The following is a 12,553-nucleotide window of genomic DNA, read 5'->3' on the forward strand; positions in this document are numbered from 1 at the left end:
TGATGCTCACAGAATAAAATTCTATGAGCATTTTTGTTGTTCAATTCTTTGCACCAACAGTGTTGAATTAATTTGGAGTTCTTTTTATAACACCGCTTTCATATAATTTAAATATAGAAAGGAGTAAGCAAAATGACTCTAATTTCTAGGCAAATTAACATTGCAACGAACTTATTAAATAACCCGCAAACTTATAAAGTTAAGGATTTATCTGCTAGATATAAAGTTTCGATTAGAACTTTAAGAAACGATCTAAAGAAAATAGCAAAATGGATAAATAAGCAGCCTGGTTGTAAATATAATTCGAAGCCTGGTAAGGGAATATGGATAAGTTTTGCTAGTGATTTTAATCGAACAAATGCAATTAACTCATTGCAATCTTTTTCAAGTGAGGAAGTAATTTCGCAGTATTTAAGTCCAACCCAAAGAAAATGGAAGATTTTGACCAGTTTGGTTTTCGCTGAGGAATTTATAACCGGTAAAACAATGACTAAAATGCTTGGCGTGTCTGCTAATACCTTTTTAGCAGACATAAACAATGCCAAGTCAGAAGCTAAAAGATTTAATTTGCTTTTAGAAGGAAAAAATTATTACGGTTACTTCTTAACTGGAGATGAAATTAATATTCGTGCGTTAATGGAATATATCTTACAAAAGCAAATTGATAGATATTCATTTGGTGCCAATAATTTGATTGATTTGATTTCTAAAATAAGCACAAGTTCAGTTGGTAATACGAATTTACCTAAAAACATAAATAAGTTAATTAATTATATTTCTTTAATATTGAGTGACATTTTAAACCTAAAAGATGCTTTTAATACCAGCATGGATTTGAGTATTGCTAAGTCAATGATTAACCGGTTAACAATCATTATTTTGGAAAATTCTCGTCACCGAATTTTAAATCTTCCAAGCTATGATAAAAGACTTAATCAGACTCAAAAGCATTATGCTCAGATCTACAAATTTGTAAGTGAAATTTTTGGCATTAAGCCAACAAAAGACGAAGAAAAATACTTTATTTTTGGAGTAAAAGTCTTGGAAAAAGATGTGGAAACTAGTGAGGCTGTAAAGGAGATTATATCTTATGTATCACAAAAAATGGTTTTGCCTTTGGAAAATGATTTACAGTTACAAGACTCGTTAACTCAACATTTGATGAGTGAGTTGAATAGTAATTATCAACATTTTAATGACTATACTCCTTTTACGGCAGAGGTAAAGAGTCGGTTTAGCACATTGTTTGACACAGTTAAAGCAGCATTAGACAAATATATTTCTAAAAGTCCACTCATTAACAGTGATACTTTTGTGACTTTGGTTTCTCTTCATTTCTTGGTTTCAATTAGTGATATGCAAAAAATACCACAAGTCAGTGCACTTTACGTTTGTTCAACCGGTTTAGGTGCAACGAAACTTTTAAAAAAAGTAATTCAAAGCAGAATTCCGTACATTACAAGTGCCGGCTTTGCTTCAGCGATTAATTACCGCACAAAAATATATGAAACAAAGCCTGATCTCGTAATTAGTATTTTCCCTTTGAAAAAAATAGCGTCAACTAAAATCATACAGGTTAATCCGATCCCTAATGAGCAGGATATGTTGAAAGTTGAACGGGAAGTTTCTTTCTTGCTCAAACAAAATGCTGTTAAAAATGACAATGATTTGAAGAATGCCATTAAGGAAGAACAAAGTATTAATAATGTAGAGAAAATACTATCTTTAAGTATAGAAGCCTATATCAAAGTCAGTGAATATTTAGCAGATCGCATCAGTAAAAAATATGAAAAAGCATTTATGATTCATGTGCAATTAGCAACGGAACGGATTTACTTTGATAAGCAGTATGATTCTAAACCAACTGATAAACAAATAAATAAATTTTCAAAAACCGACATCAATCGACTGCGCACAATTTACTTAGATTTGGGTTTACACATTAATATTAATGAAATAATAGCAATTTTACGTTATACGTTGTTGAAATAAAGAAACGGTAATTTAGATGAAAGTAGAGTTATATAAAGAATTCCAAAAATATATTGCAAAAAGTAATTATAAAGATGAATTAAGGCGGGTAATGGTATATGTAGTTTCTTTAATACATCAAAATAAGCTGCATCCGAGCGACTTAGAAACTCAGATTTTAGGTAATCATTTATTTGAAATGGTTAATAGAGCAAAGAATGGAAAAAAATTAGAAAAAGTAGATAAGAAAATTTTTGCTAAGGTTTCACAGCAATCGTTAGAAATGTCTCAGCAAGTTGTGGATTTTATTGATAATAACATCGGCAAAATAGCTGAATCAGAAAAGTATGTTTTGTCAATTCATTTTGAAAATATGAAATTAGATTAAAGGAGAAATTAATATGTTGAAAATTGTAGTTGCTGACCGAATGGGAAAAGGAAGTAATGTTGCAAAAGGTATTGAAAAAGCCGGTGCTAAGGCTGTTTTAGTTCCTGGGATTGGTGCAGACATGAAATTAGGAGATGTCATGAATAAAGAAAAAGCTGATTTCGGCATTTCTTTTTGTGGTAGTGGCGGAGCTGGCGCTTTGATTGCCAATAATAAATACGGTTATCCAGAAAGACATGGTATGAGATCAATTACTCAAGGGGTTACTGCTATTAATGACGGTAAAAAGGTTCTTGGTTTTGGCTTTATGGATAAAGAAGAATTAGGAGAAAAACTTGTTGAGGCAATCAATAAAAAATATCCCAACAAGTTTTAGGTGTTCAAATGAAAAATATAATTCAAGCAGAGGATAGAAACATTGTAGTGAATGGAAAGGCTAAGAGTAAGAAAGAGGCATTTGCTAATGCAATAAACAAAATAGCCAGAAATTTAAGTGCAAAAGAAGATAATTTGATTTTTAAGATAGAGCCAAAATCTTTTGAAGTAGAAAATTTTAAGGAAATAGATGAAAAAGAACATTTTTTGTTTTTCTTTTTCCCCAGAATACGCAAATCCTATGAGGTTCAACTTAGAGTTTTGGTTCATGTAGAGTACGTTTGCGTTAATGAAGTAGCTTGTCAGAAAGTAGCAACAACTGACAACCCACTTTTTAACAGAGTAACTAAAGGAGTATAAAAATGCATATTTTGATAATTTTAATTGAATCCTTAATCATTGGTACTCTTGTTGGATTAGCGGTTGGAGTAGGAGCAGCCAGAATGTTTAATGCTCCAACTGTCCAGGCTTTAGGAGCATTTAGAACACTAGGTGAAATGAATGCCAGTGAAGGAGACCCCGCATCACACTTTTCGTTTGGATTAGGCTTTTTCTTTAACGCCTGGGCTTCAACTGTGGCAGCAGGATCCTTTACACAGGATGTTACTCACAGAGTAATACCAAATTGGGCTGCTGCACTTTTAATGTTGAAAAACCACGATGAAAAACAGATGCATGATGCCAAAAAAATGGGTATAGCCGGTGCAATAGTGGGAGCTTTAATTGTTGCTTTTCTTAACTTAACGAGTTCTGCTTTGCCACAATCCCTTCAAATTACAGCGGTAAAAGTTTTAGTTCCGGCTGCTACATTATTAATTAACACTGTTATGCCTGTTATCTTTTGGCTAGCAGCAATTGATGGTGGGAAAAGATCTGGGATTTTTGGAACAGTCTTTGGTGGTATTGCCCAACTAATTATGGGTAATGCTGTCCCAGGAGTGGTTTTGGGAATTTTAGTCGGTAAAGGAGTAGATGAAAGTGGTTGGAATAAAATTACTAAAATTATTCTGATTACGACAATTGTCTTATTTATTTTGAGTGCATTTTTCAGAGGAATCGATTTGACATTGATCAAGCAACTGAATATGGGAGTTCCTGCTTGGTTAAAGCAGATTCACTCAGTTTTTGGTGGCTAAAGCTTAATTGAAAAGAGGCAAAGACATGGATAAAAGTGATGAAACTTTAGAAGAACAAGAATTAGATTTAAAGAATACCAAAAGTTTTTGGTATGCCGATTGGAGTTTCCCAATTATTGTTGGCTTAATGTCAGCTGGAGTATTCGCTGGGACTTCAATGTATTTTAACTATGGCACTGGTGCATTTAATGAAGTTGCATTTGTTGCTATGCTGAAGGCAGGGATGACTGGGGGATCGTATGGCGCTTGTGCAGCATTTGGTGCCAGCTTCCTTTTTGCCAGAGTTTTAGAAGGTTCGTTAGACGGGATCTTAGATTTAGGTGGCTCAATTTTAACTGGTGTTGGTTTAGGTATTCCGGCTATTTTACTCAGTATGAATATTAAAGAACCAATTAAGAGTTTTCCTTTGGCTCTATTAACTGGTGCTATCATCGGAATTTTGATTGGTTTTGTTATTTATGCTATTAGACATTTTACCTTAAAACAATCTAATTCAACTTTTGGTGCTGACATTATGATGGGTGCAGGTAACGATACAGGGAGATTTTTAGGCCCATTAATCATAATTTCTGCCTGTCAAGCATCAATTCCTATTGGTTTGGGAGCAGTTATTGGTGCAGTTATATTTTATGCGTGGAAGAAGCCAATCACTGGCGGTGCAATTATCGGAGCTATGATTGCTGGATTGTTCTTCCCTGTGAAAGTTTAGTTGAGGTGAAAGATGATAGATTTATATTTGAAAAATGGTAAAAGTGTTGCTGATGGTTCTCCAGTCGAAATTGGCGTTTTAGGTAAAAAAATTGTTGCTGTCGGCCATTGCCTAGATGGAATTGAAGCTGCTAAAGTAATTGATCTTCAAGGAAAGTATGTTTCAGCAGGGTGGATAGATGATCATGTTCATTGTTATGAAAAATTGACTCTTTATTATGATGATCCTGATGAAGACGGTTATAAATCAGGAGTTACTACTGTGATTGATGCTGGTTCTACAGGAGCAGAAAATATTGGTGATTTTTACAATATAACCAGAAATAAAATTACTAATGTCTATGCAATGATTAACGTCGGCCAAACAGGCATATTGGCACAAAATGAACTGGGCGACATTAACACTGTTCAAAAAGATCCTCTAATGGAGGCTATTCAAAAATACCATGATTTTATTGTTGGCATCAAAGTAAGAGAAAGTCATTCTGTAGTTATTGATAATGGCATAGTGCCTTTACAAAAAGCTAAAACATTCCAAAAATACTTAGGTGGTAATTTCCCAATTATGGTACACGTTGGCGCAAATCCACCACAATTAAAAGAAGTTTTAGACTTAATGGACGATAACGATATTTTGACTCATGGCTATAACGGTAAACCAAATGGGATACTTGATGAATCGGACAATATTCGTCAATTTGTCTGGGAAGCCTATCGCAGAGGCGTAACCTTTGATGTTGGTCATGGTACCGATAGCTTTAACTTCCATACTTTTGATATTGCAAATGCTGCCGGTTTAATTCCTTACTCTATTAGTACCGATATCTATAATCGCAACCGTATAAATGGACCTGTGTATAACATGGCCACAACTTTGGATAAATTTTTAATGTATGGCTATTCACTTAGCGATGTAATTAATAAGGTAACTGCAGCTCCGGCGAATAATTTTAACTTGATTAACAAAGGACAGTTGAAGCCGGGATATGATGCTGATCTGACGATTTTTAAATTAGAAAAAAATAAAGAGGTTACACTTACAGATTCAAATCATAATCACCATCAATTTAATCAACATATTTGTCCCAAAATGGTTGTCGTTATGGGTAAAACTTATCAGATTGGAGAATAAAATGGATTATTATCAGAAATTGAACTTAAAGCATGTAATAAATGCCAGCGGTAAGATGACAATTTTAGGCGTTTCAAAAACAAGTAATGCAGGGATTGAAGCCCAAGAATTTGGTGACAAACATTTTTTTGAAATGTCAGATTTAGTTAAAAAGAGCGGAAAATACGTGGCTAAATTGATTGGAGCAGAAGACGCAGTTATTGTGAACTCAGCATCTGCTGGGATTGCTTTAAGTGTTGCAGGGGTTATTGGTCAGGGAAGCCAGTACCATGTTTATCATCCATACTCAACCAGGTTTAAAGCCAGGAATATTATCATACCTAAAGGACAAAATGTAGATTATGGTGCTCCAGAAGAAGAAATGATTACTTTGGGTGGAGGCAATGTAGTTGAAGCTGGCTACGCTAATATGTGTTCACCAGAACATTTAGAAATGATGATTGATGAAGATACTGCAGCTATTTTCTATGTTAAAAGTCATCATGCAGTACAAAAGAGCATGCTTACTGTTAAACAGGCAGTTGAAATTGCTCATAGGCATAACTTACCTTTAATTTTAGACGCCGCAGCAGAAGAAGACCTTAAGAAATATTTGGCTTTAAACGTAGATATCATTCTTTTTAGTGGTGCAAAAGCAATTGAAGGTCCAGCTTCAGGTCTGGCATTTGGTAAAGCAAAATACATTGATTGGATTCGTATCCAAAGTTCGGGAATCGGTAGAGCGATGAAAATCGGTAAAGACAATCTTTTGGGATTGGTAGGAGCAATTGAAGAATATGTCAGCGCAGGCCCAGAGGTTGGCACACATATGCGTAAGCGTCTTGCACCATTTTTAAAAAAGTTGAGCGCAATTCCTGGGCTTACGGTCAAAGAAGCACAAGATCAAGCAGGAAGAGAAATTTATCGTGCCGATATTAAAATGAATGCTGATGCATCAAAAAGTGCAATTCAAGTAGTTAAAGACTTGAAAAATAATGATCCCGCTATTTATACTCGAGAATATCGTGCTAATGAAGGAATAATTGAATTTGACATCAGAGCGCTCAATTCAAAAGAAATGGATTTAATAGTTGAAAGATTAAAGGAGATTATGAAATAAATGGAATTAGTACCAAATTATTATAAAGGAAGAGTAGCGTTAAATGTTTTGGCCGGAAGTGTCGCAAATGCTAAGGATATATATGAAGCGGCTGACGGTCATGTTGTTTGTGGCGTTTTAACTAAAAACTATCCTGATAATGACAGCTGTATTGCTGATTTGAAAAAGTATCAAATCGCAGTAAATAATGCAATTTCGGTTGGATTAGGAGCAGGTGACCCTAACCAAAGTAAGATGGTTAGTGAGGTATCGCAAGTAATTCAACCACAACATGTCAATCAAGTTTTTACAGGGGTTGGTTATTCACGGGCTTTGCTAAGACAAAATCAAACTATTATTAATGGTCTAGTTTCTCCAACAGGTAAAGTTGGCTACGTCAATATTGCAACGGGTCCACTCAGCTCTAAAGAAATGGCAACAGAAGTACCGGTTACCACGGCTATTGCCTTGTTAAAGGATATGGGTGGTAGTTCATTTAAGTTCTTTCCAATGAAAGGCTTAGCACATAAAGCGGAATATGAATATATTGCTAAAGCTTGCGCTACAAATGATTTTAGTCTTGAGCCAACTGGTGGTATAGATTTGGAAAACTTTGAGACCATCTTGGATATTGCTTTGGATGCTGGCGTGACTAGAATATTACCACATGTATACTCATCAATTATTGACAAAGATACCGGACTTACTAAGCCAGATGATGTAACAAAATTGTTTGAAATTGTTAAAAGAAAACTTGCATAAAAGTAGGCACTAAGATGAAGCGAAAACTAGGAATATCGATATACCCAGATCATAGCGATTTCGCCAGTGATAAGGCCTATATCAAAAAAGCAAGTGAATTTGGATTTTCCAGAATTTTTATGAGTTTGCTTGAAATTACCGGCGAGAAGAAAGAAGTAATTGCTAAATATCAAAAGTTAACTAAGTTGGCAAAGGAACTTAATTATGAAGTGATTTTGGATGTTTCGCCAACAATATTTAACCTTTTGGGAATCTCATATGATGACCTTTCATTTTTTGTAGAACTTGGTGTAGATGGTTTACGTCTAGATGACGGATTTGATGGCAAAAAAGAGGCATTACTTAGTTATAATCCGCAAGGTTTAAGCATTGAATTAAACATGAGTAATGATGTTGCTTATGTGGATAATATTCTGACTTATCAAGCTAATAAACCTTTTATTTATGGCTGTCACAATTTTTATCCTCAAAAAGGAACAGGTCTACCTTATGATTTCTTTGTGAAATGTAGTCAGCGTTTTAAAAGAAATAATCTCCATACAGCTGCTTTTATCAGTTCTCAATCAGGAAAAATTGGCCCCTGGAGCGTGAATGATGGCTTACCAACTTTAGAAGAAGATCGTGAATTGCCTATTGAAGTGCAAGCTAAAAAAATGTTTGCGACCGGACTCATTGACGATGTAATTATCGGTAATTCCTATGCTAGTGACGAAGAATTAAAAAAACTTAGTTTAATAGATCGCTATCAAGTGGAATTAAAAATTGATTTTGTTTCAGATATAAATAAGGTTGAACATGACATCGTTCTTAAAAATCAACATGTTAGACGAGGGGATATTAATGAACAGGTAATCAGGTCAACAGAAGTTAGAAAAAAGTATCATAGTTTTTCCAATTCGCCCCATGACAATGAAATTGAGTTTCAAAAAGGGGATGTAGTCATAGGCAATAATGGGTTTGGAAAGTATAAGAATGAGCTACAGATTGTATTAAAGCCACATAAAGATAATCGTAAAAATCTCGTTGGACATATCAATACCGATGAACTTTTACTATTACCATTTATTAAGTCTTGGTCAAAATTTAAGTTTGTCTGTTAAAAATTCTATAACTAAAAAATAAATATGAGGTGAAAATAAATGAATAATTTTGTCAATTTTTTGGAAGCAAAAATTCTACCTGTAGCTAATAAAATGGGTCAGCAAAGACATATGACAGCTATTCGTAAAGGTATTATTGCTACCTTACCATTAACTATTGTTGGCTCTTTCTTTACCATTCTAAGTAATATGCCCATACCGGCAGTCGCTAATTTCTTGGCACCTTATCAGGCAATTCTAGATATTCCTTTTCGTTTTACAGTAGGGATTCTGTCATTATATGCAACATTTGGTATTGCTTCTGCTCTTGCTGAAAGCTATAAAATGGATACTTTATCCAGTGGTATTTTAGCTGTACTCGCATTTTTAGTAGCAACAGTACAGCCAGTTAAAGTAAATGCAGATGTTAAAAATGTGATTACAGCAGGTCGCTACATTAATATAGCCAATTTAAGTGCATCTTCGTTATTTGCTGCGATTGCAACAGCCTTGATTTCTGTCGAAATTTACCACTTTTTAGAAAAGAAAAACATTACAATTAAAATGCCCCAGGGTGTCCCACCTGAGGTTTCCAATTCTTTTGTAGCTCTTTTTCCAGCAGCGGTCATTTTAATATTATTTTGGGTTGTAAGAGATATATTTAATTTCAATATCGCTACTTTTATTTCCAATATTTTAATGCCGTTAAAAGGATTTTTAGTTGGCAACAGCTTGGCCGGTGGCTTGACTACTGTGTTCTTTATCTGTGGCTTCTGGACACTTGGTATTCATGGCGCTGCTATTATGGATCCAATTGTCAGACCATTTTGGGAAATGTCAATTGCTACCAATATGAATCAATTTCATGCTGGTGCAGCAGCAACTCACTTATCCACAATTTTTACTGAACAATTTTTGCAATGGTTTGTTTGGATTGGTGGAGCTGGTGGGACACTTGCTTTAGTAGTACTTTTTATGTTTTCTAAGTCTAAGTATCTAAAAGATTTAGGTAAATTATCAATTTTACCGGGTTTATTCAATATTAATGAGCCAATTATATTTGGTGCTCCAATTGTGTTAAATCCAATTCTCGGAATTCCATTTATACTGGCTCCACTGGTAACGACTACTATTTCTTATTTTGCTACTACTTCTCACCTGGTACCAATGATGATGGTTAGATTGCCGTTTACTATTCCCGCACCAATTGCTGCAATCATGAGTACAAATTGGAGTTGGAATGCTGTGATACTATCAGTGGTTAACTTTATTATTTACATCATCATTTACTATCCATTTTTTAAAGTGTTTGAGAAACAGCAGTTGGAAAAGGAAAATGATGCTGAGCAAAGCTGATTAAATAAGGATAAGTGAAATAATAATGATATATATAATTTTATTAGCTGCTTATTTTATTGCTTGTCAGGTAATAGTTTTTAAAGTTACGCGCATCAGAAAATTCATTAACCAATATGGTGCAGGAAAGATAGTTTTATATGGCATAATTGCTATCAGCTTGGGGTCAATTTTATGCATGACCTTAAAAGTAAGCTGGATATTAATTGCTTTAATTACTGTTTTTGAATGTTCAATTATTTCAGAAAAATTTCGACTTGTTTTTAAAGATATGGAAAAGGGGAGAAAAATATAGAATAATAAAATCGTACATTACATATTAAAATAAATAATTTTTAAGGACTAATATCTGATAAGCTAGATAATTAGTCCTTTTTATGTAATAAAAAACCATTAACGGCTTATCACATAGATAAGTCATCAACAGGATAAATTATAGAGCCGATTTTTAATCATTAGCAGGCTGTTTTATTTTTTCAATGGACTGTCAAATTTTTCTTAAATGGATAATAGGATACCCATTTCAATTTTTAATTGATTTACTGTTTATACTTTCCCAACATTTCAATATAAATTGTTGGTTGTTTATCTTTTCTACATCAATATAATTAAAACAACTTAAATTGAAAGAAGAGAAATTCATGACTGGAAAAAAAACTAATTTGATTTTTGGAACTCTTTTGACTGGAACAATTGTCACATCGTTTCTTCAAACTTCATTAACAACGGCCTTACCACAAATTATGCATGAGTTATCATTGACCGCACTAACTGCCCAGTGGTTAACCAGTGCTTTTAGTTTAGCTATGGCGGTTATGATTCCAATATCAGCATATTTGATTAAGCGCTTTACTACTAGGCAAATATTTTTATCGTCAATGCTATTATTTACATTCGGCACATTACTTTGTTGTTGGGGAAGCAATTTTCTAATTATACTAATAGGTCGTATATTTCAAGCTTTGGGTAGCGGCATTATTTTACCATTAACTCAAGTAGTAATTATGATTCTTTATCCGGTTAACAAACAGGGAATGGTCATGGGGATATTGGGATTGGCATCAGGAGCAGCACCTGTGATAGCACCAACTTTAACAGGCTTACTTATTGAAATATGGGGTTGGCGTAGTGTTTTCTTTATTTCAGCAGCTATATCACTTTTTATTATAATTTTAGCAATCTTTAGCGTTGAAAATGTTTCACCAGTTGCCAAAAATCATCTAGATTACTTTTCTCTATTATTAAGTACTGGTGGCTTGAGCAGTATGTTGATAGGACTAAGCAATATTACTACTAGATTATTTACAAGCTTAATCTTGCTGGTTATTGGAACAGTATTAATAATTATTTTTTGTAAAAGACAGTTACAAGATGATGAACCATTACTAAATCTAAGAATTTTTAAGAATTCAAATTTTCGTTTGGCTGTATTAATCAGTATGCTTCTTTATGCAATAATGATGGGTAGTTCAACTATTTACCCTATTTTAATTCAAACTGTAATGAAAAAATCAGCCCTTATTTCAGCATTTATAATGTTGCCCGGATCGTTAGCTATGGCTATAATTAATCCTTTTACGGGAATGTTTTATGACAGATTTGGAATAACTAAATTGGCAATTTCAGGAAGCTTGTTATTAGTAATTAGTTGCTTGGGAGTAACATTTATCAATTCTCCAAAAGAAATAATTTTGTTAGGAGTTTTTTATCTTCTCCGTTTATTAGGGGTTGGCTGCTTGATGATGCCAATCGTAACTTGGGGAATGCAAAGTTTGCCTAAAAATGAAGCAGCAAATGGTACAGCTCTTCTAACTTGTTTAAGAACATTAAGCGGTGCTATAGGAACTTCTTTATTTATGGAAGCCATGACTAGCGCAACCCACTTTATTGATACCAAAGTGACGGCAAATTATATAGGAATTCAATTCACATTCGGTATAATGACATTTTTGGCTTTAGTTCAATTATTGATTAGCGTATATAAAGTTAAAAAGCTTTAACGAAAAGATTTTTATATGCCATAATCATTTCTATGAATAAAAAAAGAAATCGCACCGTATCACGTAAAAAAATTCAAAATACCGTCGTTGAACTTTTAAAGAATAGTAATTTAGAAAATTTAAAAGTCACTGAAATTTGTCAAAAGGCACAAATTAACAGGTCAACTTTTTATGATAATTACACAGATATTTATGATATGGCAGACAAATTAAGAAAATATCTTGTTGATGAATACGCACTAACGCAAAATAATTCTAAAAAACCATGTTTTTCAAAATTATTACAACATGTTAAAGACAACCAAGATTTATATCGTTTATTTTTTAAACTAAATTTACAAGATGGTGTTGCTGAAAAGTTTATAGATAGTCATGAAGAAAAAAATCATTATGATGAAGTATTTTTTCGCAATGGTATAGCGGCTATAATTACAGAGTGGCTAAAAAATAATTGTTCAGAACCAATAGATAACGTTGTTAAAGTAATTGATGCACATCAAAATTGTTTGCAGAATAATAGTAATAAATATTAAGATCTACCTAAGAAAAATAAAAAAACAATCTGAAT

14 protein-coding genes are annotated in these 12,553 nt (G+C 33.5%); all 14 read left to right on the forward strand.

The genetic code is table 11. The features are described 5' to 3' along the window. Window positions 1–132 precede the first annotated feature (132 nt). The 14 genes from LDX54_RS01550 (at window position 133) to LDX54_RS01615 (ending at window position 12,518) form a co-directional block, all read left to right on the forward strand. On the forward strand, window positions 133–1,992 hold the full coding sequence (locus LDX54_RS01550; RefSeq protein ID WP_265667074.1) for a helix-turn-helix domain-containing protein: 1,860 nt from the start codon (window positions 133–135) through the stop codon (window positions 1,990–1,992). Window positions 1,993–2,008: 16 nt separating this feature from the next. Beyond that, window positions 2,009–2,359 carry a PRD domain-containing protein gene (locus LDX54_RS01555; RefSeq protein WP_265667073.1) on the forward strand — a complete coding sequence of 117 codons (351 nt, stop codon included), beginning with the start codon at window positions 2,009–2,011 and terminating at the stop codon, window positions 2,357–2,359. Window positions 2,360–2,372: 13 nt separating this feature from the next. Continuing rightward, on the forward strand, window positions 2,373–2,735 hold the full coding sequence (locus tag LDX54_RS01560; RefSeq protein ID WP_110445581.1) for an SFCGS family glycine-rich protein: 363 nt from the start codon (window positions 2,373–2,375) through the stop codon (window positions 2,733–2,735). An 8-nt stretch (window positions 2,736–2,743) separates the two neighbouring features. Continuing rightward, window positions 2,744–3,094, forward strand: a complete 351-nt coding sequence (locus LDX54_RS01565; RefSeq protein WP_265667072.1) for a DUF4312 family protein — start codon at window positions 2,744–2,746, stop codon at window positions 3,092–3,094. A 2-nt stretch (window positions 3,095–3,096) separates the two neighbouring features. Continuing rightward, the gene (locus LDX54_RS01570) at window positions 3,097–3,870 is read left to right on the forward strand and encodes a DUF4311 domain-containing protein (protein ID WP_265667071.1); all 774 of its coding nucleotides are present in this window, start codon (window positions 3,097–3,099) and stop codon (window positions 3,868–3,870) included. Window positions 3,871–3,895: 25 nt separating this feature from the next. Beyond that, window positions 3,896–4,579, forward strand: a complete 684-nt coding sequence (locus tag LDX54_RS01575; protein WP_265667070.1) for a DUF4310 family protein — start codon at window positions 3,896–3,898, stop codon at window positions 4,577–4,579. 12 nt (window positions 4,580–4,591) lie between these two features. Continuing rightward, window positions 4,592–5,710: an amidohydrolase/deacetylase family metallohydrolase gene (locus LDX54_RS01580; protein ID WP_265667069.1), complete on the forward strand. Its 1,119-nt coding sequence runs from the start codon at window positions 4,592–4,594 to the stop codon at window positions 5,708–5,710. A gap of 1 nt (window position 5,711) precedes the next feature. Continuing rightward, window positions 5,712–6,809 carry a DgaE family pyridoxal phosphate-dependent ammonia lyase gene (locus LDX54_RS01585; RefSeq protein WP_265667068.1) on the forward strand — a complete coding sequence of 366 codons (1,098 nt, stop codon included), beginning with the start codon at window positions 5,712–5,714 and terminating at the stop codon, window positions 6,807–6,809. Next, window positions 6,810–7,550: a KDGP aldolase family protein gene (locus tag LDX54_RS01590; protein WP_265667067.1), complete on the forward strand. Its 741-nt coding sequence runs from the start codon at window positions 6,810–6,812 to the stop codon at window positions 7,548–7,550. A gap of 14 nt (window positions 7,551–7,564) precedes the next feature. Continuing rightward, complete coding sequence (locus tag LDX54_RS01595) at window positions 7,565–8,650, forward strand: MupG family TIM beta-alpha barrel fold protein (protein ID WP_265667066.1); 1,086 nt, start codon at window positions 7,565–7,567, stop codon at window positions 8,648–8,650. 39 nt (window positions 8,651–8,689) lie between these two features. After that, entirely contained in the window at window positions 8,690–9,985 is a 1,296-nt protein-coding gene (locus tag LDX54_RS01600; protein ID WP_265667065.1) for a PTS transporter subunit EIIC, read from the forward strand. A gap of 25 nt (window positions 9,986–10,010) precedes the next feature. Continuing rightward, a complete protein-coding gene (locus LDX54_RS01605) occupies window positions 10,011–10,280 on the forward strand; it encodes a hypothetical protein (RefSeq protein ID WP_265667064.1) in 270 nt (89 codons plus the stop codon). Window positions 10,281–10,626: 346 nt separating this feature from the next. Then, window positions 10,627–11,985 (forward strand): DHA2 family efflux MFS transporter permease subunit, encoded by a 1,359-nt coding sequence (locus LDX54_RS01610; RefSeq protein WP_265667063.1) that lies wholly within the window; start codon window positions 10,627–10,629, stop codon window positions 11,983–11,985. Between the two features lie 32 nt (window positions 11,986–12,017). Beyond that, window positions 12,018–12,518: a TetR-like C-terminal domain-containing protein gene (locus LDX54_RS01615; protein WP_265667062.1), complete on the forward strand. Its 501-nt coding sequence runs from the start codon at window positions 12,018–12,020 to the stop codon at window positions 12,516–12,518. Window positions 12,519–12,553: the final 35 nt, after the last annotated feature.

Source organism: Lactobacillus sp. IBH004, from assembly GCF_026185255.2.
GTDB lineage: Bacteria > Bacillota > Bacilli > Lactobacillales > Lactobacillaceae > Lactobacillus > Lactobacillus melliventris.

Excerpts from the sequence above, each read along its gene's own strand:
- LDX54_RS01550 (WP_265667074.1), top strand. The coding sequence starts at position 133 with ATGACTCTAATTTCTAGGCAAATTAACATTGCAACGAACTTATTAAAT.
- LDX54_RS01555 (WP_265667073.1), top strand. The coding sequence starts at position 2,009 with ATGAAAGTAGAGTTATATAAAGAATTCCAAAAATATATTGCAAAAAGT.
- LDX54_RS01560 (WP_110445581.1), top strand. The coding sequence starts at position 2,373 with ATGTTGAAAATTGTAGTTGCTGACCGAATGGGAAAAGGAAGTAATGTT.
- LDX54_RS01565 (WP_265667072.1), top strand. The coding sequence starts at position 2,744 with ATGAAAAATATAATTCAAGCAGAGGATAGAAACATTGTAGTGAATGGA.
- LDX54_RS01570 (WP_265667071.1), top strand. The coding sequence starts at position 3,097 with ATGCATATTTTGATAATTTTAATTGAATCCTTAATCATTGGTACTCTT.
- LDX54_RS01575 (WP_265667070.1), top strand. The coding sequence starts at position 3,896 with ATGGATAAAAGTGATGAAACTTTAGAAGAACAAGAATTAGATTTAAAG.
- LDX54_RS01580 (WP_265667069.1), top strand. The coding sequence starts at position 4,592 with ATGATAGATTTATATTTGAAAAATGGTAAAAGTGTTGCTGATGGTTCT.
- LDX54_RS01585 (WP_265667068.1), top strand. The coding sequence starts at position 5,712 with ATGGATTATTATCAGAAATTGAACTTAAAGCATGTAATAAATGCCAGC.
- LDX54_RS01590 (WP_265667067.1), top strand. The coding sequence starts at position 6,810 with ATGGAATTAGTACCAAATTATTATAAAGGAAGAGTAGCGTTAAATGTT.
- LDX54_RS01595 (WP_265667066.1), top strand. The coding sequence starts at position 7,565 with ATGAAGCGAAAACTAGGAATATCGATATACCCAGATCATAGCGATTTC.
- LDX54_RS01600 (WP_265667065.1), top strand. The coding sequence starts at position 8,690 with ATGAATAATTTTGTCAATTTTTTGGAAGCAAAAATTCTACCTGTAGCT.
- LDX54_RS01605 (WP_265667064.1), top strand. The coding sequence starts at position 10,011 with ATGATATATATAATTTTATTAGCTGCTTATTTTATTGCTTGTCAGGTA.
- LDX54_RS01610 (WP_265667063.1), top strand. The coding sequence starts at position 10,627 with ATGACTGGAAAAAAAACTAATTTGATTTTTGGAACTCTTTTGACTGGA.
- LDX54_RS01615 (WP_265667062.1), top strand. The coding sequence starts at position 12,018 with ATGAATAAAAAAAGAAATCGCACCGTATCACGTAAAAAAATTCAAAAT.